Source organism: Saccharothrix luteola, assembly GCF_020859565.1.
Taxonomy (GTDB): Bacteria; Actinomycetota; Actinomycetes; order Mycobacteriales; family Pseudonocardiaceae; genus Actinosynnema; species Actinosynnema luteola.
This window is the reverse complement of the sequence record NZ_JAJHUO010000026.1, coordinates 138,680-157,173: the sequence shown is the minus strand read 5'-3', so window position 1 is coordinate 157,173 and position 18,494 is coordinate 138,680. Positions and strand designations below refer to the sequence as shown.

At 70.3% G+C, this 18,494-nt stretch carries 19 protein-coding genes and 1 tRNA gene; 13 read left to right on the top strand and 7 right to left on the bottom strand.

The features are described 5' to 3' along the window. Window positions 1-58: 58 nt before the first annotated feature. Together LNK82_RS33105 and LNK82_RS33100 are read left to right on the top strand one after the other, a co-directional pair. On the top strand, window positions 59-1,795 hold the full coding sequence (locus LNK82_RS33105; protein WP_268997480.1) for a VanW family protein: 1,737 nt from the start codon (window positions 59-61) through the stop codon (window positions 1,793-1,795). A 46-nt stretch (window positions 1,796-1,841) separates the two neighbouring features. Continuing rightward, on the top strand, window positions 1,842-2,651 hold the full coding sequence (locus LNK82_RS33100; RefSeq protein WP_230570834.1) for a DUF1206 domain-containing protein: 810 nt from the start codon (window positions 1,842-1,844) through the stop codon (window positions 2,649-2,651). A 220-nt stretch (window positions 2,652-2,871) separates the two neighbouring features. Here the strand turns inward: LNK82_RS33100 and LNK82_RS33095 are convergent, their stop codons facing one another. Continuing rightward, window positions 2,872-4,710 carry an acyl-CoA dehydrogenase gene (locus tag LNK82_RS33095; protein ID WP_230570862.1) on the bottom strand — a complete coding sequence of 613 codons (1,839 nt, stop codon included), beginning with the start codon at window positions 4,708-4,710 and terminating at the stop codon, window positions 2,872-2,874. A 325-nt stretch (window positions 4,711-5,035) separates the two neighbouring features. Then, window positions 5,036-5,668 (bottom strand): response regulator transcription factor, encoded by a 633-nt coding sequence (locus LNK82_RS33090; protein ID WP_230570833.1) that lies wholly within the window; start codon window positions 5,666-5,668, stop codon window positions 5,036-5,038. Between the two features lie 328 nt (window positions 5,669-5,996). On the opposite strand from LNK82_RS33090, the gene LNK82_RS33085 reads away from it, so the two are divergent. From LNK82_RS33085 to LNK82_RS33060, 6 genes are all read left to right on the top strand, one after another. Continuing rightward, window positions 5,997-7,511, top strand: a complete 1,515-nt coding sequence (locus LNK82_RS33085; protein ID WP_230570832.1) for a sodium:solute symporter family protein — start codon at window positions 5,997-5,999, stop codon at window positions 7,509-7,511. Between the two features lie 73 nt (window positions 7,512-7,584). After that, window positions 7,585-7,971, top strand: a complete 387-nt coding sequence (locus LNK82_RS33080; RefSeq protein ID WP_230570831.1) for a hypothetical protein — start codon at window positions 7,585-7,587, stop codon at window positions 7,969-7,971. Window positions 7,972-8,001: 30 nt separating this feature from the next. Further along, window positions 8,002-8,790, top strand: coding sequence for a class I SAM-dependent methyltransferase (locus tag LNK82_RS33075; protein ID WP_230570830.1), 789 nt, complete (start codon window positions 8,002-8,004; stop codon window positions 8,788-8,790). Window positions 8,791-8,845: 55 nt separating this feature from the next. Next, a complete protein-coding gene (locus tag LNK82_RS33070; RefSeq protein WP_230570829.1) occupies window positions 8,846-9,295 on the top strand; it encodes a MarR family winged helix-turn-helix transcriptional regulator in 450 nt (149 codons plus the stop codon). Beyond that, on the top strand, window positions 9,292-9,687 hold the full coding sequence (locus LNK82_RS33065) for a DUF5313 family protein (RefSeq protein WP_230570828.1): 396 nt from the start codon (window positions 9,292-9,294) through the stop codon (window positions 9,685-9,687). The genes LNK82_RS33070 and LNK82_RS33065 overlap by 4 nt, the downstream gene beginning before the upstream one ends. Before the next feature lie 32 nt (window positions 9,688-9,719). Then, a complete protein-coding gene (locus LNK82_RS33060) occupies window positions 9,720-10,664 on the top strand; it encodes a phosphotransferase family protein (RefSeq protein WP_230570827.1) in 945 nt (314 codons plus the stop codon). On the opposite strand, the gene LNK82_RS33055 is transcribed toward LNK82_RS33060, so the two are convergent. The 3 genes from LNK82_RS33055 to LNK82_RS33045 all read right to left on the bottom strand — a co-directional run bounded on the left by LNK82_RS33055 (window position 10,661) and on the right by LNK82_RS33045 (window position 11,730). Further along, window positions 10,661-11,038, bottom strand: a complete 378-nt coding sequence (locus LNK82_RS33055; RefSeq protein WP_230570861.1) for a hypothetical protein — start codon at window positions 11,036-11,038, stop codon at window positions 10,661-10,663. The two genes, LNK82_RS33060 and LNK82_RS33055, sit on opposite strands and share 4 nt — an antisense overlap. Before the next feature lie 21 nt (window positions 11,039-11,059). Continuing rightward, window positions 11,060-11,533, bottom strand: coding sequence for a GNAT family N-acetyltransferase (locus LNK82_RS33050; protein ID WP_230570826.1), 474 nt, complete (start codon window positions 11,531-11,533; stop codon window positions 11,060-11,062). 126 nt (window positions 11,534-11,659) lie between these two features. Further along, window positions 11,660-11,730: transfer RNA gene (locus LNK82_RS33045), tRNA-Gly, on the bottom strand. Between the two features lie 36 nt (window positions 11,731-11,766). Between LNK82_RS33045 and dcd the strand changes: the two genes are divergently transcribed. Beyond that, window positions 11,767-12,348 carry a dCTP deaminase gene (gene dcd / locus LNK82_RS33040; RefSeq protein WP_230570825.1) on the top strand — a complete coding sequence of 194 codons (582 nt, stop codon included), beginning with the start codon at window positions 11,767-11,769 and terminating at the stop codon, window positions 12,346-12,348. On the opposite strand, the gene LNK82_RS33035 is transcribed toward dcd, so the two are convergent. After that, window positions 12,345-13,343 (bottom strand): cation diffusion facilitator family transporter, encoded by a 999-nt coding sequence (locus LNK82_RS33035; protein ID WP_230570824.1) that lies wholly within the window; start codon window positions 13,341-13,343, stop codon window positions 12,345-12,347. The two genes, dcd and LNK82_RS33035, sit on opposite strands and share 4 nt — an antisense overlap. 127 nt (window positions 13,344-13,470) lie before the next feature. Here LNK82_RS33035 and LNK82_RS33030 point away from each other — a divergent pair, with 127 nt between their 5' ends. Continuing rightward, a complete protein-coding gene (locus LNK82_RS33030) occupies window positions 13,471-14,745 on the top strand; it encodes a hypothetical protein (RefSeq protein ID WP_230570823.1) in 1,275 nt (424 codons plus the stop codon). A 34-nt stretch (window positions 14,746-14,779) separates the two neighbouring features. Further along, entirely contained in the window at window positions 14,780-15,163 is a 384-nt protein-coding gene (locus LNK82_RS33025) for a phage holin family protein (RefSeq protein WP_230570822.1), read from the top strand. Window positions 15,164-15,225: 62 nt separating this feature from the next. On the opposite strand, the gene LNK82_RS33020 is transcribed toward LNK82_RS33025, so the two are convergent. After that, the gene (locus LNK82_RS33020) at window positions 15,226-17,499 is read right to left on the bottom strand and encodes a (Fe-S)-binding protein (RefSeq protein ID WP_230570821.1); all 2,274 of its coding nucleotides are present in this window, start codon (window positions 17,497-17,499) and stop codon (window positions 15,226-15,228) included. 139 nt (window positions 17,500-17,638) lie between these two features. Between LNK82_RS33020 and LNK82_RS33015 the strand changes: the two genes are divergently transcribed. Beyond that, window positions 17,639-17,971 carry a DMT family transporter gene (locus LNK82_RS33015; protein WP_230570820.1) on the top strand — a complete coding sequence of 111 codons (333 nt, stop codon included), beginning with the start codon at window positions 17,639-17,641 and terminating at the stop codon, window positions 17,969-17,971. Continuing rightward, a complete protein-coding gene (locus LNK82_RS33010) occupies window positions 17,958-18,491 on the top strand; it encodes a TetR/AcrR family transcriptional regulator (protein WP_230570819.1) in 534 nt (177 codons plus the stop codon). The genes LNK82_RS33015 and LNK82_RS33010 overlap by 14 nt, the downstream gene beginning before the upstream one ends. The last annotated feature ends 3 nt before the right edge of the window (window positions 18,492-18,494 follow it).

Here is an 18,494-nt window from a genome sequence, read left to right as displayed (position 1 = left end):
CACGCCGGTGGCGCCGCCGCCCGACCCGGAGCCGGAGGCCACCGTCTACGGCCCCGTGATGGTGGACGGCGACAGCGCGACCGACGAGGCCGACGCCCGCCGCAAGCGCCTGCGCAAGGGCGGTCTGATCGCCGCCGCCGTGCTCGGCGTGCTGGTCGTCCTCTACGGCCTGGACCTGGTCGTCTCGGGCGGCAACGTGCCGCGCGGCGTGACCGTGGCCGGCGTGGACGTCGGCGGCCTGAGCCACCCCGAGGCCGAGCAGAAGCTGCGCGACGAGATCGGCCCCCGCCTGGCCGCGCCGGTGAAGGCGCGCGCGGGCGACGTCGAGACCGCGATCGACCCCAAGGCCGCCGGCCTGGAGCTGGACTGGACCGCCACGCTGGAGCGCGCGGGCAGCCAGCCGCTGTCCCCGATCACCCGCGTCACCTCGTTCTTCACCTCTCGCGAGGTCGGCTTCGACACGCGCAGCGACTCGGGCAAGCTGTCCGCCGCGCTGGAGGGGCTGCGCGCCGAGACCGACCACGAGCCGGCCGAGGGCGGCATCCGCTTCGAGGGCGCCACCCCCATCGCGGTCGACCCGAGGCAGGGCCAGAAGCTGGACGTGACCGGCGCGTCGGAGCGGCTGCTCGCCGGCTGGGCCGACGGCGGCACGGTCGAGCTGCCGGTGGCCACCACCCCGGTCAAGACCACGAAGGAGGGCGTGGCGAAGGCGTTGGCCGAGGTCGCCAAGCCCGCCACCGCCATGCCGCTGATCATCCAGGGCGAGGGCAAGGACGCGACGCTCACGCCCGAGCAGCTGGCCACCGTGCTGGTGTTCGAGCCCGCCGACGACGGCGGCCTGACCGCGAAGGTCGACAACGGCAAGGTCGTCGAGCACGCCGGTCCGCAGCTGAAGGACACGGAGAAGGAGGGCAAGGACGCCCAGATCGTGTTCGAGGGCGGCCGGCCCGTGGTGAAGGAGTCGGTCGACGGCCGCGGCATCGACTGGGACAAGTCCCTGGCCACGGCGCTCGACGTGCTCAAGCGCGACAACGAGCGCGCGATCAAGGCCGAGTACAAGCACACGCCCGCGAAGGTGACCACCGAGCAGGCGAACAAGATGGGCATCAAGGAGGTCATCGGCGAGTTCCAGACCGGTGGCTTCGTGGCCGCGTCCGGCACCAACATCCGCGTCGTCGCCGAGAAGGTGAACGGCGCGATCGTGAAGCCGGGCGAGACGTTCAGCCTCAACGGCCACACCGGTCCGCGCGGCACCGCCCAGGGCTACGTCGAGGCGGGCATCATCGAGAACGGCGTGCCCGGCAAGGCGGTCGGCGGCGGCATCTCGCAGTTCGCCACCACGCTCTACAACGCGGCCTACCACGCGGGCATGAAGGACGCGGGCCACAAGGAGCACAGCTACTGGATCTCGCGGTACCCGAAGGGGCGCGAGGCCACGGTGTTCATGGACGGCGCGGGCAACAGCCTGATCGACATCAAGTTCACCAACCCGGACGAGACCGGGGTGGCGATCCAGACGATCTGGACCCCGTCGTCGATCAAGATCGTGCTCTGGGGCACCAAGAACTACGACGTCACGGGGTCGACCAGCGCCGAGTTCAACCACACCCAGCCGCAGGAGCGCAAGGTCGACAAGCCGGACTGCCAGGCGAGCCCCGGCGCGCCGGGCTTCTCGGTGACCGACACGCGCACCATCACCGACCGTCGCACCGGCCAGTCGCGGCAGGAGAGCCGGACCGTCCGGTACGACCCGCAGTTCAAGATCGTCTGCGAACCGCCTAAGCCTGGCGGCTGAGCGGGGCTCGTGGTTCGCGGTAGCCACGATTGGGTATCACTCGATCGTGGCTACCACCGGGCAAGAAGTGCGAAGACATCCCGCGGTGCAGGCCTTCGGGCGTGCCGGGATGGTCTGCTACGGGCTCGTCCACGTGCTCCTGGCGGCGTTGACGGCGCAAGTTGTCCTCGGTGACACCGGGGAGAAGACGGACCAGAAGGGCGCGGTCGCCGCGCTGGCCCAGACGTCCTTCGGTCCCGCTCTGCTGTGGATCCTGGCCATCGGGCTGTTCGCCTTCGCGGTGTGGCAGCTCGCGATGGCCGTGTCCGGCTACGGCTGGGTGACGAAGCAGCGCAAGCGCGTGTACCGCAAGTGCGGCTCGGTCGGTCGCGCCGTCACCGGCACGGTCATCGGCATCGCCGCGATCAACTACGCGACCGGCACGTCGCAGAAGAGCGGCACCGAGCAGTCGCAGACGTGGACGGCCCGCGTGCTCGCCCTGCCGTTCGGGCAGGTCCTGGTGGGCGCGGTGGCGTTGTTCGTGCTGGGGCTGGGCGTGATGGTGGCGCGCAAGGGCGTGAAGAAGTCGTTCGAGGACGACCTGAACATGTCCGAGCTGCCCGCCGGCACGCGGGTGTGGGTGGAGCGGCTGGGCCGGATCGGCTGGATCGGCAAGGGCGCGGCGTACTTCCTGATCGGCGTCCTGGTCGCGTTCGCCGCGGTCAACGCCGACCCGTCGGAGTCGGGCGGAATGGACAAGGCGCTGCACACGTTGGCCGCGCAGCCGTACGGGGTGTTCGCCCTGGCCGTGATCGCGGTCGGCTTCCTGGGCTTCGGCGCGTACTGCTTCGCCGCCGCCAAGGCGCACAAGGGTTGACGTAGAACGGCCGGAGGGCGGCACCCACCACGGGCGCCGCCCTCCGGCCGCGTTCACTCCGAGCCCTCGCCCTCGGGAGTCCAAGCTCTTCCGGGCGTCACCGCCCGGGCCCAAGCTCTCGCAGACGTCCTGGCCCAAGCTCTCGCAGGCGTCCCCGCCCAGGGGAGCCCTTGTCTTGATTCTCCCAGAAGGGTCCGACAATTCCGGCTGGTCGACCGGGTCAGAACGCCGCCTCGTCCACGTCCATCAGGGCGTTGTCGGTGGCCTCGGCGATCTTGCGGCGGGCGGTGAGCTCCGGCAGCACGGACTTCGCGAAGAACGACGCCACCGCGACCTTGCCCTCGTAGAACGCCTTGTCCCTGGCCGACACCTGACCGTCCAGCTTGGTCAGCGCGACGTCGGCCTGGCGCAGCAGCAGCCAGCCGACGAGCACGTCACCGGCCGTCATGAGCAGCCGCACGGTGTTCTGGCCGACCTTGTACAGGTTGCGGACGTCCTCCTGCGAGCTGGTCAGGAAGCCGACCATCGCGCCGAGCATGCCCTGGAGGTCTTCGAGCGCCCGCTTGAGCAGCGCCCGCTCCTCCTTCAGCCGCCCGTTGCCGCCTTCGTTGTCGAGGAACTGCTGGATCTCGCCGTTCAGGAAGCCCAGCGCCTGACCCTTGTCGCGGATGATCTTGCGGAAGAAGAAGTCCAGCGACTGGATGGCGGTGGTGCCCTCGTACAGCGAGTCGATCTTCGAGTCGCGGATGTACTGCTCGATCGGGTACTCCTGCAGGAAGCCGGACCCGCCGAGCGTCTGCAGCGACTGCGCCAGCTGCTCGTACGCGCGCTCCGAGCCGACGCCCTTGACGATCGGCAGCAGCAGGTCGTTGACCTTCTCCGCCAGCTCCTTGTCCGGGCCGCCCAGGGCGATCTTGTCCTGCTGCGTCGCGGTGTACAGGTAGACCGCGCGCAGGCCCTCGGCGTACGCCTTCTGCAGCATGAGGCTGCGGCGCACGTCCGGGTGGTTGGTGATGGTGACTCGCGGCGCGGTCTTGTCCGTCATCCGGGTCAGGTCGGCGCTCTGCACCCGCTCCTTGGCGTAGGCCAGGGCGTTGAGGTAGCCGGTCGACAGCGTGCCGATGGCCTTCGTGCCGACCATCATCCGGGCGTACTCGATGACCTGGAACATCTGCGCGATGCCGTCGTGCACCTCGCCGAGCAGCCAGCCCTTGGCGGGCACGCCGTGCTGGCCGAACGTCAGCTCGCACGTGGTCGAGACCTTGAGGCCCATCTTGTGCTCGACGTTGGTGACGAAGGCGCCGTTGCGCTCGCCGGTCGACTCACCGGTCTCCGGGTCGAAGTGCCACTTCGGCACGAGGAACAGCGACAGGCCCTTGGTGCCGGGCTTCGCCTCGATGCCGGGGCCCTCGGGACGGGCCAGCACCAGGTGCATGATGTTCTCGGTCATGTCCTGGTCGGCGGAGGTGATGAACCGCTTCACGCCGTCGATGTGCCAGGTGCCGTCGTCCTGGAGCGTGGCCTTCGTGCGGCCCGCGCCGACGTCGGAGCCGGCGTCCGGCTCGGTCAGCACCATGGTGGCGCCCCAGCCGCGCTCGATCATGATCTCGGCCCAGCGCTTCTGCTGCTCGGTGCCGTTCTTGTGGACGACCGAGGCGAAGTTCGGGCCGGCCAGGTACATGTAGACGGCCGGGTTGGCGCCGAGGATCAGCTCGGAGGCCGCCCACTGGACCGACGGCGGGATGCCGAAGCCGCCCAGCTCGTTCGGCAGCGACAGGCGGTACCACTCACCGTCCCACACGGCCTGGTACGACTTCTTGAACGATTCCGGCAGCGTGGCCGAGTGGGTCTTCGGGTCGAAGACCGGCGGGTTGCGGTCGGCGTCGGCGAAGGACTCCGCCAGCGGGCCGACCGCCAGGTTGTTGAGCTCGGCAAGCACGCCGCGCGCGGTGTCCTCGTCGGACTGCTCGAACGGCCCCGTGCCGAGGTGGTCCTGCACGTTGAAGACCTCGAACAGGTTGAACTCGAGGTCCCGGACGTTGCTCTTGTAGTGACCCATCTCGTCGCTCACTCCATGCGTGGTCGGGGCGGTCCCCTACTGACCGGTAACAACAGGGTATTACCTGTCAGTAACCCCGGCAAGGCCGACCACCGCGTTGTGGCGAATCAGACGCGCCTGACCAGCATCTCCCCTATCGTTGCCCGGTGCCGCCCAAGCCCGTCGCCAACCGGGTGGAGAACGCCGTCATCGGTGGTCACGCCATCCAGGTCGGCCACGTCCACGGCGACTTCGTGCCCGGCGCCTCGCCCGAGGAGGGCCCAGCGCCTGCGCGAGTTCGGCCTCAACCCCGACGGGGAGGTCGCCACCGGCTGAACCGCCCGCGTCAGACCAGTCGCACGGCGCCGCTGGAGAGCAGACCCGCCTGGTAGGCGAGGGACACGGCGTGTGTTCGATCTCGGGCGCGGAGCTTGCGCAGGATGTTCTTCACGTGGGTGCGCACGGTCTCCACCGAGACGTACAGCTCGTTCGCGACCGCCTGGTTCTCCATGCCGTCCGCGATGAGCTGGAGCACCTCGTACTCCCGGCGCGACAGCGACCGGCGCGTGCCGGCCTCGGCGGTCGGCGTGAAACCGGCCGCCAGGGGCGCGAGCGTCGGGTCCAGGTACGTGCGCTCGGCGTGCGTGCGGCCGATGGCCTGCAACACGTCGTCGATGCCGCCCTCGCGCGGCACCATCCCGCGCACGCCCGCGGTCAACGCCGAGCGCACGAACTTCGCCGTCCGGTGCGGCTCGCGCACCAGGGAGACCACCACCAGCGACGAGTCGTTGCCGGTCAGCAGCGTGGCCAGGTGGCCCTGCGGGTCGAGGGCGGAGTCCACCACCAGCACGTCGGGCCGCAGCCGCTCGTGCAGCCGCACGGCCGTGTGCAGGTGACCGGTGGCGCCGAGCCAGTGCATGGCGGGCGTGCGCCGGACCACGGCCGCGAGTCCTTCGCGGAAGAGGGGCACGGGGTCCACGAGAGCGACCCCCGGCCCGGGGGCTGGGGCGGGGGTGCGCCCGCCTGGCACGAGCGGACGCACGTTGACACCGGTTCGCATACGGGTGCGACCACGTCGGCGACCAGCCATGACGCGGTTTTCCCGAACTACTTTGCGTACCCGCGCCGCCCTCTGTCGGTCATGTATGTGAACAACAGTCACGAATGTGACTCAATGACCCTCCGTGGCCTTCCGCCGGGCGCAACAGCCTCGTAAGACGTACGTCACACACCCATGTGGGACGCAGCGCACCGCCGCCGCTCGAACACGCGCCGCCACCCATGGGCCGAACACTCGTGGAGGCCTCATGGACACCCTCGACTGGGTCGTCGTCGGTGGGTACTTCTTCGTGATGGTGGCGATCGGCTACTGGTCACGCGGGCGCATCAAGAACATCGCCGACTTCTTCACCGCGGGCGGCAAGATGCCCTGGTGGCTGTCCGGCATCTCGCACCACATGTCCGGCTACAGCGCGGTCATGTTCGTGGCCTTCGCCGCCGAGGCCTACCGCCTCGGCCTGACCGTCTACATCTGGTGGGCGCTGACGATCGGCGTCGGTGTCGGCATCGGCGCGTTCCTGTGGGCGGGCACGTGGAACCGGCTGCGCTCCAAGCACGGGGTCAAGTCGCCGCTGGAGTACCTGGCCCGCCGCTACAACGTGCCGACCCAGCAGATCATGGCGTGGGCGGGCGCGGCGCTGAAGGTCGTGGACATCGCGGCCAAGTGGGTCGCGGTCTCGCTGCTGCTCCAGGGTTTCGCCGGCGTGCCGATCTGGCTCGGCATCACGATCGTCGGCGCCGTCACGATGGTCTACTCGGTGCTGGGCGGCCTGTGGGCCGACGCGCTGACCGACTTCGGGCAGTTCATCATCCAGGGCGCGGCGGGCATCGCCATGTTCGTCGCGGTGGCCGCGCACTTCGGCGGCATCGACTTCATGTGGACGATCTGGGACGACCTGCCCGAGTCGCACTCCGAGCCGCTGTCGGGCAACTACACGTTGATCTTCTTCATGGCGCTGTTCCTGATCAAGACGCTGGAGTACAACGGCGGCATGTGGAACCTGGCGCAGCGCTACATGGCCGCGCCGTCCGGCGCCGCCGCCAAGCGGTCCGCGCTGCTGTCCAGCGCGCTGTGGCTGGTGTGGCCGCTGGTGCTGTTCTTCCCGATGTGGGCCGCGCCGCTGATCGTGCCGGGCATGGAGGCCAACGCCGAGCAGGCGTACGTCGAGATGGGCAAGCTCATGCTGCCCGCGGGCATGATCGGCCTGGTGCTGGCCGGGTTCTTCTCGCACACCATGGCGATGGTGTCCTCGGACGCCAACGTCATCTCCGCGGTCATCACCCGGGACATGCTGCCCAGGCTGTGGAAGGGCGTGCGGCGGCTCAGCGAGCCCGCGCAGCTGCAACTCGCGCGGATCACCACGTTCGCGTTCATCGGGCTGAGCATGACGATCGCGCTCACCGCGGACACCAAGGGGTTCGTGCTCAAGGTCGTGATCGCCTTGGTCGCGGCCACGATGGGCCCGATCGCGATCCCGTTGATGCTGGGCATGCTGCCGTGGTTCAAGAAGGTCGGACCGACCGCGGCGACCAGCTCGGTGATCGGCGGTCTCGGCACGTGGGCCGTGCTGTACGTGTTGCAGCAGAACAAGGTCGAGTTCGTCACCCAGGCCGTGATCGTGTCCTGGCCGCTGCTGGTGTCGTTGGTGCTCTACCTGCTGATCGGCCTGGTCATCAAGCCAGAGCCGTCGGAGGAGCGGTCGGCGCTGGTCGACTCGCTGCAGTCCGACGCCGACGACGAGAAGGTGCCCACGCGCGCCTGAGTGCGCCAGGTCGCCCTGTGTGATGGGTCATCTCCGCTGTGCGGGCGCTCCGGTGCGCCCGCACAGTGGGGTGATGGAGGGTTGGCGACCGCGGGACGAGGCCGAGTCGGCCGCCGGGTGGCGGCTGTGGCTCGCGCTGAGCGGACGGCTGTGGCCGTCGGACGAGTGGGACGGCACACCGGCGTCGGCCGTGGGCGGGCTGCGCGCGGTGCTCGCGGAGTGCGACGTGATCCGCGGCGCGTACGCCGGTGACCGGTCGGCGGCGGTGCTGCGGCTGGTCGACTCCGTGGTGTTCGTGGTGAGCCTGCCGGTGGAGCTGTGGCGCGACGACGGGCTGCCGGTGGACGCCGACCGGGCCGCGTTGCTGCACGGCGACCTCGCGGGCGTGGTCGAGCACGTCGCGGAGGTGCGCGCGGTGCTGGCGCGCGGCGGTGGTTGGGCGGAGCTGGAAGCCAGGTAAACCGGTTGCCGGTGCTCATACCGTCGGAAGATGGACCAGGAGATCAGGGAGTTCTACGCGCAGGGCTCCGAGGAGGAGCGGCTGCGAGTCGGCGGGAACGGCCGGCTGGAGTTCCTGCGGACGCAGGAGGTCGTGCGTCGGTTCGTCGGCGAGCGCAGCCGGGTGCTGGACGTCGGCGGTGCGACTGGCGTGCACGCGGGGTGGTTGGCCGAGGACGGGCACGACGTGGTCGTGGTCGACGCGATGCCGTCGCACGTGGAGGTGGCCGGCGCGCTGCCGGGGGTGACGGCCGTCGTCGGCGACGCCCGTGACCTGCCGGTCGACGGGCCGTTCGACGTGGTGCTGCTGTTCGGGCCGCTCTACCACCTGATGGAGCGGGAGGACCGGCTGCGCGCGTGGCGGGAGGCGCGGCGCGTGGTGCGGCCCGGCGGTGTGGTGCTGGGCGCCGTGATCGGGCGGTTCGCGTCGCTGCTCGACGGGCTGCGCAAGGACTTCGTGCAGGACCCGCGGTACCGGGACATGGTGACGCGCACGATGCGGACCGGGCGGCACCTGCCGCCGGCGGACACGCCCTGGTTCACCACCGCGTACCTGCACCACTCCGCGGAAGCCGCCGAGGAGGCGCGGGAAGCCGGGCTGGACGTGGTCGGGACGTTCGCCCTGGAGGGCGTGGCGTGGCTGCGGTCCAACGCCGACCTCGACGCCGCGTACGCCGACCCGGAGCTGCTGGACTACCTGATGTGGGCGTTGCGGCAGGTCGAGCAGGAGGAGTCCGTGCTGGGCGCGTCGTCGCACCTGATCACGGCCGCCCGGCGGTGACTGTGGTGCTCGTCGCGGTGCGCGAACCGGCCGTCCGGACATAGTGTGGGCGCTAATGATTAGTGCGCAAAACGTCGAGGACCCGCTGGACCTGGAACGGCAGGTCTGCTTCGCGTTGTCCGTCGCGTCCAGGAACGTCGTCGCCGTCTACCGGCCGCTGCTGGAACCCATGGGGCTCACCCACCCGCAGTACCTGGTGATGCTGGCGCTGTGGGGTCGGGCGCCGTTGTCGGTGAAGGAGCTGAGCGGGTTGCTGGCGCTGGAGCCCGCGACGCTGTCGCCGCTGCTCAAGCGGCTGGAGGCGATCGGGTACGTGACGCGGTCGCGGGCCGCGGCGGACGAGCGGCAGCTCGCCGTGACGTTGACCGAGGAGGGTGCGGCGCTGCGCGAGCGCGCGTTGGCGATCCCGCCCGCGGTGATCGAGCGGCTCGGCATGTCGCTGGACGAGCTGCGTGACCTGCACGCCGTGCTGACCAGGGTGATCGCCGCGACGGAGCGGACGTGAGGCCGGCCGTGCCGTTGCGGGTCTGGTACCTGCTCGGCGGCCGGCTGCCCATGAGGCACCGGGAGTGGGTGTTCCGCCAGGCGACCAAGCCGACGTGGCTGGCGTGGTTCACCGCGCGGATGTTCCTGCAGGTCCTGCCGTTGACGGTGGTGATCGCGCTGGCGTTGGTGCTGGGTCTGGGTTCGCCGGTGCCGCTCGCGATCGCGTGCGGGTCGTTGGGGCTGGTGGTCGGCGTGTACTTCGGCGTGTCGTACGCGATCGAGAGCACGGACCACCGGATGACGAAGTACGGCTACCCGGCGGGCGCGGCGGCGGCGGTGCGCAAGGAGCGGACGGCGCGGGACCAGGAGCGTTACGAGCGGGTGTGGCGTTCGTCGGAAAACGGGTCCTGACTCCGCGGCCGGGTGCTCTAGCGTCCGGTGGCGTGGAGCGACAGGTGGCGGCGGCGTTCGGGCTGGGTGACGTGCTCGAACCGTGGGTGCCGGTGGCGGGTGGGCGATCGCACCTGGTGTGGCGTCTGCGCACGTCGCGGGGCACGTGGGCGGTCAAGCGCCTGAACCGGTCCCGGGAGGACTGGTGGATGCGCGACTACCTGGTGGCCGCCGAGGTCCAGCTGGACGCCTACGCCCGCGGTTTCCCCATGCCACGCCCGGTGCACCCGCTGGAACCGGCCGCGCCCCTGTTGGCGGACATCCGGGTGGGCGACGAGGTCTCCAGCTACCTGGTGCACGAGTGGCACGACGGCAGGCCGTCGACCTCGGACGTGTCGGCGTGGGTCGGCGCCACGCTGGCGTCGCTGCACCGTCGGGCCGCCGACGGGACCCCGGACGGGGCGCCGCACCCGGTCGAGGAGTGGCGCGAGTGGCTGGACGAGGCGCCGAACGACTTCACCGCCGCCGTCCGCGCCTACCTGCCGGACGTCGCCGAGGCCCGGGCGATCGCCACGGCCCCGGACGACTTCACGCCGGTCGACACGCACCGCGACGTGAAGCCGGACAACGTCCTGGAGACCGCCGCCGGACCGCTGCTGCTGGACTGGGACGGCGCGGGACCGGAGCACGCGGAGTGGGAGCTGACCCGTGTGGCGGTGTACTTCAGCCGACTGGGTGAGGACCGTGCCGCATTCGACCGGGTGATCGAGTCGTACGAGGGGGCGGGCGGTCGGCGTCCCCCGGCGTCGCCGACGTCGTTCGCGGGCCTGCTGCGCGTCTACCTGGGCGGTGCGGCGTGGATGGTGTGGCGGGCGCTGGGCCACCGCCCGGTGACGCCGGCCGAACGTGCGGCGGCGCACACCCACGCCCTGGAGCTGCTCGCCGACCTGCGCACGTCCCTGACCCGCCTGGACGAGTGGACCACCCGCCTGCGCTAACCGCGCGGCACCACGACCACCTGGTGCTCGTCCTCGTAGACGATTCGACCGGGATCCCGCGACTCGACCCGCTCGCACACCACCCCGTGCGCGGCGAGGATCTCCAGGTACCCGTCGACCCGCTCGATCAGGTGATGTGCCGACGCCTTGAACCACGCCACCGCGACGGGGTTGACCTCCCGGTCGTACACGGCCGGGTCGACGTCGGAGGGCGTCACGTAGGCAGCGTCGAACCAGTCGTTGTTCTCGCGCCGGAACCGCTCCTGCTCCGCCGTCAGCACCCCGTCCCGGGCGAGCCGGTTGATCAGCCAGAACACTCCGGGGAAGAACCCGCGCTCATGCCGGACTGTTCCCTGGAAGCGCACGTACACCATGTCGTTCACGTGGGTGGGTGATTAGTCGAGGCGCAGGACGGTTTCCTCGACGTCGGCGTTCCGGGCGGGTGCGTAGGCGATCTCGGTGCCGGTGATCGTGAAGCCCGCCTTCTGCAGGACCCTGAGCGAGCCGCGGTTGTCGCTGGCGGCGCGGGCGTGCAGGGGCCGGACCGCGACCACGTCCAGGAGCAGGGTCAGGGCACGGCTGGCGACGCCCCGACCCCAGGCCGACCGGTCGATCCAGTAGGTGACCTCGGTGTCGCCCTCCATGACGAAGCTGGAGATGGTGCCGACGAAGCGACCATCGAGGGTCACCGCGCGCAGCGTGATGTCGTGGGCGGCCCTCAGCTTCGCCATGTGGGCGTCGAACGCCGCGCGGTCGTCGGGGTCCTTCGCGGTGAAGGCGGCCATCCGCACCGACTCGGGGTCACGCATCTGGTCGAACAGCGCGTCGAGGTCGGAATCCTCGATCGGCCGCAGTGCCACCTCTGCCACGGTTCTTCCCCTCGTCCGGTCCACCTGGAGCTCGCGGGGGAACGTAGCAGCGGCCACCGACAATTCCGGCGGGCGTCGAGCACGACGAAGGCCCAGGTCGACGTGACCTGGGCCTTCGTTCACTTGAGCGGGTGACGGGAATCGAACCCGCCTCTACAGCTTGGGAAGCTGTCGTTCTACCAATGAACTACACCCGCGTGCTGCGGCACCGATCATACACATAGGCTGTGCCCGTGCTGCTCAGTGACCGCGATCTGCGCAAAGAGGTCGAGTCCGGCCGGTTGGTGCTGGACCCCTTCGACGACGTCATGGTGCAGCCGTCCAGCATCGACGTCCGACTGGACCGGTTCTTCCGCGTCTTCAACAACACCCGGTACACCCACATCGACCCCTCGATGCAGCAGGACGACCTGACCTCGCTGGTCGAGCCCGCCGACGGCGAGCCGTTCGTGCTGCACCCGGGCGAGTTCGTGCTCGGCTCGACCTTCGAGCTCGTCACCCTCCCCGACGACCTGGCCGGCCGGCTGGAGGGCAAGTCCTCGCTGGGCCGCCTCGGCCTGCTCACGCACTCGACGGCGGGCTTCATCGACCCCGGCTTCTCCGGCCACATCACGCTGGAGCTGTCGAACGTCGCCAACCTCCCGATCACGCTGTGGCCGGGCATGAAGATCGGCCAGCTGTGCCTGTTCCGGCTCAGCAGCTCGGCCGAGTTCCCGTACGGCTCGGCCCAGGCCGGCTCCCGCTACCAGGGCCAACGCGGACCGACGCCGTCACGCGCCTACCTGAACTTCCACCGCACCGACACCAAGCGCTAGAGCTTCAGGTCCCCGTACCGGGCCAGCACCCGCGACCTCAGCTCCGGGTCGGTCCGCGGCACGGGCTCCAGGAACACCTCGTCCAGCTCACGGTGCGCGGCGCGCAGCTCGGCGTCGATCCGCACGCACGCCCGCTCCAGGTCGGCCGCGCCCAGCGCGTCGTCGAAGTCGAGCCGCGCGCACACCAGCACGCGGTCCGTGCCGACGGCCATCGTCAGCAGGTCCACGACCTGCTCGACCTCCGGCGCGTCCCGCAGCCGCGACCACACCGCCCGCACCAGCACCGGGTCGGCCTGCCTGCCGATGAGCAGCCCCCGGTTGGTCGACGCCAACGTGTACGCGGCGAACGCGAGCAGCACGCCGATCGCCAACGACGCCACGCCGTCCCACACCGACGACCCGGTCAGCTGGTGCAGCCCCAGCCCGCCGAACGCGAGCACCAGCCCGACCAGCGCGGCCGAGTCCTCCAGGAACACCGTCTTCACCGTCGGGTCATCCGACACCCTCAGGAACGCGATCATCGACCGGCCCTCGGCCCGCGCCTCCCGCCGCACCTGCCGCACGGCCTGCGTCCACGACACCGACTCCAGCGCGAACGCGATGGCCAGCACCACGTACCCGACGACCGGGCTGTTCTGCTCCTGCGGCGCGCCGAACACGGTCCGCAACCCCTCGTAGAACGCGAACACCGCGCCCGACACGAAGATCGACACGGCGGCGAGCAGCGACCAGAAGTACCGGTCCTTGCCGTACCCGAACGGGTGCCTGCGGTCCGCGGGCCGGGCCGACCGGCGCAACGCCGTCAGCAGCAGGGCCTCGGTGAACGTGTCGGCGACCGAGTGCGCCGCTTCCGCCATCATCGCCGCCGACCCGGTGATCACCCCGGCGATCGCCTTCATCACCGCGATGGCGAGGTTCACGGCCAGGGCGATCAGAACGGTGAGCGTGCTCTCCCCGCCCTTCGGCTGCCCGCCCTCCGACTGCTCAGCTGCCATGCGCCGACGTTAGGCCGCACCGCCGCGCCCCGCCGGTTGTGACCGCTCTCACGAAACGATCATGATCACCGGCGCGACGTCGAGGTGACAGCCATTCGCTTTCCGGGGGGAATTCCAGGTGCGGAGCATGACCGGCCGGCTCGCGGCCTTGTTCGTGGCCGTGGGCGTGGCGACGCTCGCGAGCCCGCTCGCGGTGGCAGAGCAGGACACCGTCACGCTGGAGGGCCGGGTGTGGTTCGACCGCGACGCCGACGGCGTGGTCGACCCGGGCGAGCCGCCGCTGGTCAACCGCCTTCCCGTGGACGTGCACGACGCCACGACCAAGGCGTTCATCGGCAGCTACTACACCGACGCCGACGGCCGCTACAAGGCCGAGGGCCTGCCGGACGTGCCGCTCGCCGTCTACAACCGCAACGCCGGGATCTACGAGCCGACGACCGTGTCGACGGTCAACCCCGTCAGCGGCGGCGGCACGTTCGACTTCGGCGTGCGCGGCGGCACGGTGCGCGGCTTCTCGTTCTCCGACCTCAACCGCGACGGCGTGCGGCAGGCGCGCGAGCCGGACGTGCCGGGCGCGCCGACGGTCCGGCTGATCTTCGGCATCGTCGACGTGGCACCCGCGACGCGCGGCGTGAACGGCGAGTACGAGTTCACCGACGTGCCGATCGGCTCGGACGTGTCGATCGTCGCCGACAACGCGCCGGAGCTGAAGCTGGCGCAGCCGCTGACGGAGCACGACATCGACCCGGCGACGCGGCAGAAGAAGATCGTGGTCCGCGCGGGCGAGACGACGCGCGTGGACGTCCGCTACACGTACCTGGACGCCGACTTCGTGGCGGGCACGCCGCGCCTGGAGCCCGCGAAGGACGCCTACCGCGTGGGCGACGTCGTCACGCTGGTCGTGCCGGTGACCAACCGGGGCGAGGCGCCGGACAACCCGGAGATGGTGGTGTTCGGGTCGACCCCGGAGTTCCTCCGGGCCGGTGACCGGGTCACCGTGATCACGCCCGGCCAGGAGTTCAGGCTGAACGGGCCGATGGCGGTCGGCGAGACCGTCGACGTGCGGCTGGAGTACCGGTTGGACGACCCTGGGTTCGCGCAGTTCCACCTGTTGATCCGGCCGTTCTCCGCGCTCGGGCACCGGGAGACGAACTTCAAGGACAACCACGCGATCGTGCCGCTGAAGTACGCGACCGACGAGCAGCCGACGACGACCACCACGCCCACGCCGACGTCCACCACCACGACCACTTCCGCTCCGGTAGTGGTGCAGGTGGCCGGCGGCAGCAGCGGTCTGGCGGACACGGGCGCGGCGCCGTTCCCGATGGCGGCGATCGGCGGCCTGCTGCTCGGCGCAGGCGCGTTGACCTTCTTGGCGGCACGCAGGCGTCGTCGCGCCTGACCCGTTCGGAGCACTGCTGCCGTTAGCCTGCGGCATGGGCATTTTGGTGCACGTACTGCTGACGGCCGTGGCGGTCTGGGTCGCCACGCTCATCCCGGGCATCGACCTGGAGGCGGGCGCGTCGACCCCCGCGAAGATCGGCACGCTGATCGGCGTCGCGCTGCTGTTCGGCCTGGTCAACGCGGTGGTCAAGCCGTTGGTGAAGTTCTTCGGCTGCCTGTTCTACCTGGTCACGCTGGGGCTGATCGGCCTCGTCGTGAACGCGCTGCTGTTCTGGCTCACCGGCTGGCTGGCGGGCGAGCTGGGCCTGCCGTTCGACGTGACCGGCTTCTGGCCCGCGTTCTGGGGCGCGATCATCGTCGCCCTGACGAGCTGGGCCCTGAACCTGGCCTACGACCGCGTCGCCGACCGCGACTGACCTGACGACGACGAACGCCCCTCGGTCCGACGTGCGACCGAGGGGCGTTCGTCCACAAGCGCCTAGTTGGACGCGGCCTTGTCCTCGTCCGGCAACGGGGTGCCGGTCGGGGTCTCGTCCGTCGGGACGTCGCCGCGCTCCAGGGCCTGGCCCCGGCGCACGGACGTCAGCAGCAGCTGCGCCACGTCGACGACCTCGACGTGCGAGCCCGCCGCGCCCTCGTTCTGCCGGGCCGTCACGCCGTCGGTCAGCATCACGCGGCAGAACGGGCAGCCCGTCGCGATCTTCGACGGCGCGGTGCCCAGCGCCTCGTCCACGCGGTCGAGGTTGATGCGCTTGCCGATCCGCTCCTCCATCCACATGCGAGCGCCACCGGCGCCGCAGCACATGGAACGCTCCTCGTGGCGGGGCATCTCGCGCAGCGTCGCGCCCGACGCCCCGACCAGCTCGCGCGGCGCCTCGTAGACCTTGTTGTGCCGGCCCAGGTAGCACGGGTCGTGGTAGGTGACGTCCTCCGCGACCTCCGCCACCGGCACCAGCCTGCGCTCGCGCACCAGCCGGTTGAGCAGCTGCGTGTGGTGCACGACCTCGTACTGGCCGCCGACCTGCGGGTACTCGTTGGCCAGCGTGTTGAAGCAGTGCGCGCACGTCACGACGATCTTGCGGCGGCCCGGCTCGCGACCGTCGAACACGGTGTTGAGCACCTCGACGTTCTGCTGCGCCAGCATCTGGAACAGGAACTCGTTGCCCGCGCGCCGCGCCGGGTCGCCGGTGCAGGTCTCCTCCGGCCCGAGCACGGTGTACTTGACGTCCGCGGTGTGCAGCAGCTCGGCCACCGCCCGCGTGGTCTTCTTGGCCCGGTCCTCGAACGCGCCCGCGCAGCCGACCCAGAACAGGTACTCGGCGTCACCCAGCTCGCCGTCGAACACCGGCACGTCGAAGTCCAGGCCCTCGGTCCACGCCAGGCGGTCCTTGGCGTTCTGGCCCCACGGGTTGCCCTTGTTCTCCAGGTTCTTGAACATGCCGCCGAGCTCGGACGGGAAGTTCGACTCGATCAGCACCTGGTAGCGGCGCATGTCGACGATGTGGTCGACGTGCTCGATGTCCACCGGGCACTGCTCGACGCACGCGCCGCACGTCGTGCACGACCACAGCACCTCGGGGTCGATCACGCCCAGCTCTTCGGCGCCGGCGACCAGCGGGCGCTCCGACTCGGCCAGCGCCAGCACGTCGATGGACTCCAAGCGCTTCTTGTAGTCCTCGTACTTGTCCTCGGTCAGGCCGACCTCGTCGCCCGCCATGTCCTTGCTGCCGCCCGCGAGCAGGTACGGCGCCTTGGCGAACGCGTGGTCGCGCAGCTGCGTGATGACGAGCTTCGGCGACAGCGGCTTGCCGGTGTTCCACGCGGGGCACTGGGACTGGCAGCGACCGCACTCCGTGCAGGTGCTGAAGTCCAGCCAGCCCTTCCAGGAGAAGTCCTCGACCTTGCCGACGCCGAACACGTCCTTGTCGGGGTCGGCCTCCTCCAGGTCGAGGACCTTGCCGCCGCTCATCATCGGCTTCAGCGCGCCGAGCGCGACGCCGCCGTCGTCCTCGCGCTTGAAGTAGATGTTGAAGAACGCGCTGAACCGGTGCCACGCCACGCCCATGGTGAGGTTCTTGGACACCACGATCAGCCAGATCATGCCGGACAGCAGCTTGGTGAACGCCATGATCGAGACCCAGTCGGGGCTCGCGGGCAGGACCTGCGCGAGCGGCGCGGTCACGAACGACGTCCACAGCGGCGGGTCCTCCAGGCCGGAGGCCTGCTTGAACGCCTTCACGCCGAGGATGCCGAGGCCCTCGATGATCACGACCGCTTCGACGAAGTACGCGGACTTGAAGTCCGAGCCCGCGAACCGGGACACGCGGTCGGCGCGGCGCGGGTGGTTGAGCTGGCGGATGATCGCCAGCGCCACGCCGCCGACCACGGTGCCGATGCCGAGCAGCTCGACCAGCAGCAACCACAGCGACCAGGTGCCGATGACCGGCCAGTGGAAGCCGGGGTTGAACATCTCGCCGTAGGCCTCGAACAGCACCGCGGAGCCGATCAGGAAGCCCCACATCACCATCCAGTGCCAAGGCGCGACCTTGCGGAACTTGGCCATCCGGGTGTGGGCGACGAACTCGACGACCAACGTGCGCAGGCGGGGCAGGAACGGCCCGTTGCGGGTCGAGTCCGGCTGGCCGAGGCGGATGATCTTGATCATCCGCACGACACCGGCGACGAACAGACCCCAGGCGAACACGCTGACGGCGACGCCGATGGCGCCGAGGGTGAGCTGGAGGGCTCCCATTGTGGTGGCGGCCTTTCTCGTCCGTTCTCCTGGCTGGGCAGCCTACGCCCGATTACTGACCGGTAACCACTTGGACGTGGCCGATCACATAGGGCCGGTAGACTAGTGGAACAGACGTTCAACTTGTTGGGGGCGGGACGTGCTCGTGTACCTGGTGCTGGCCGTGGCGATCATCGGCGAGGTCACCGCCACCGTGTTCCTCAAGCTCTCCGAGGGCTTCTCCAAGCCGATCCCGTCGGTCGTGGTCATCGTGGGGTACGTCGTCGCGTTCGGCGCGTTGAGCAAGGTGCTGCAGCTGGGCATGCCGATCGGCGTGGCGTACGCGATCTGGTGCGCCTTCGGGATCGCCGCGGTCGCGAGCATCGGCGTGCTGGTGTTCAAGGAGCCGCTGAACCCCACGATGGTGGTCGGGCTGCTGCTCGTGATCGCGGGCGTGGTGGCCATCGAGGTGGGCAGCGGTGCCGCCGCCTGACGGCCGGCGGGTGCGGGGCGACCGGCGTCGGCGGGAGATCCTGGCGGCCACGCTGCGGGTCGTGGCACGGGACGGCGTGGCCGGGGTGAGCCACCGGTCCGTGGCGCGTGAGGCGGGCGTGCCGACGACGTCGACGACCTACTACTACGCGACGTTGGACGACCTGCTGATCGCCACGCTCACGTGGTCGGCCGACGAGATGGCCGCGAGCTTCCGCGAGGTGGCCCTGACGCCCGCGGCGGTGGCGCGGTTCATCGCCGACGCCGCCGGCCCGCACCGGGGCCGCACGCTCGCCGAGTACGAGCTGTACCTGCTGGCGGCGCGCCGGCCGGAGCTGCGCGCGGCGGCCCGTCGGTGGATCTCGCTCATGGCCGAGGTGGCCGGCCCGCGCGACCCCGTGGCGCTGCGGGCGGTCCTCGCGGGCCTCGACGGGCTCCTGATCCAGGCGTTGATCGCGGATTTCCCCCCAATGGCGGAGGATTTGGAGCCCGTCGTGTCCCTTCTGATGCTCGGCGGATGACCT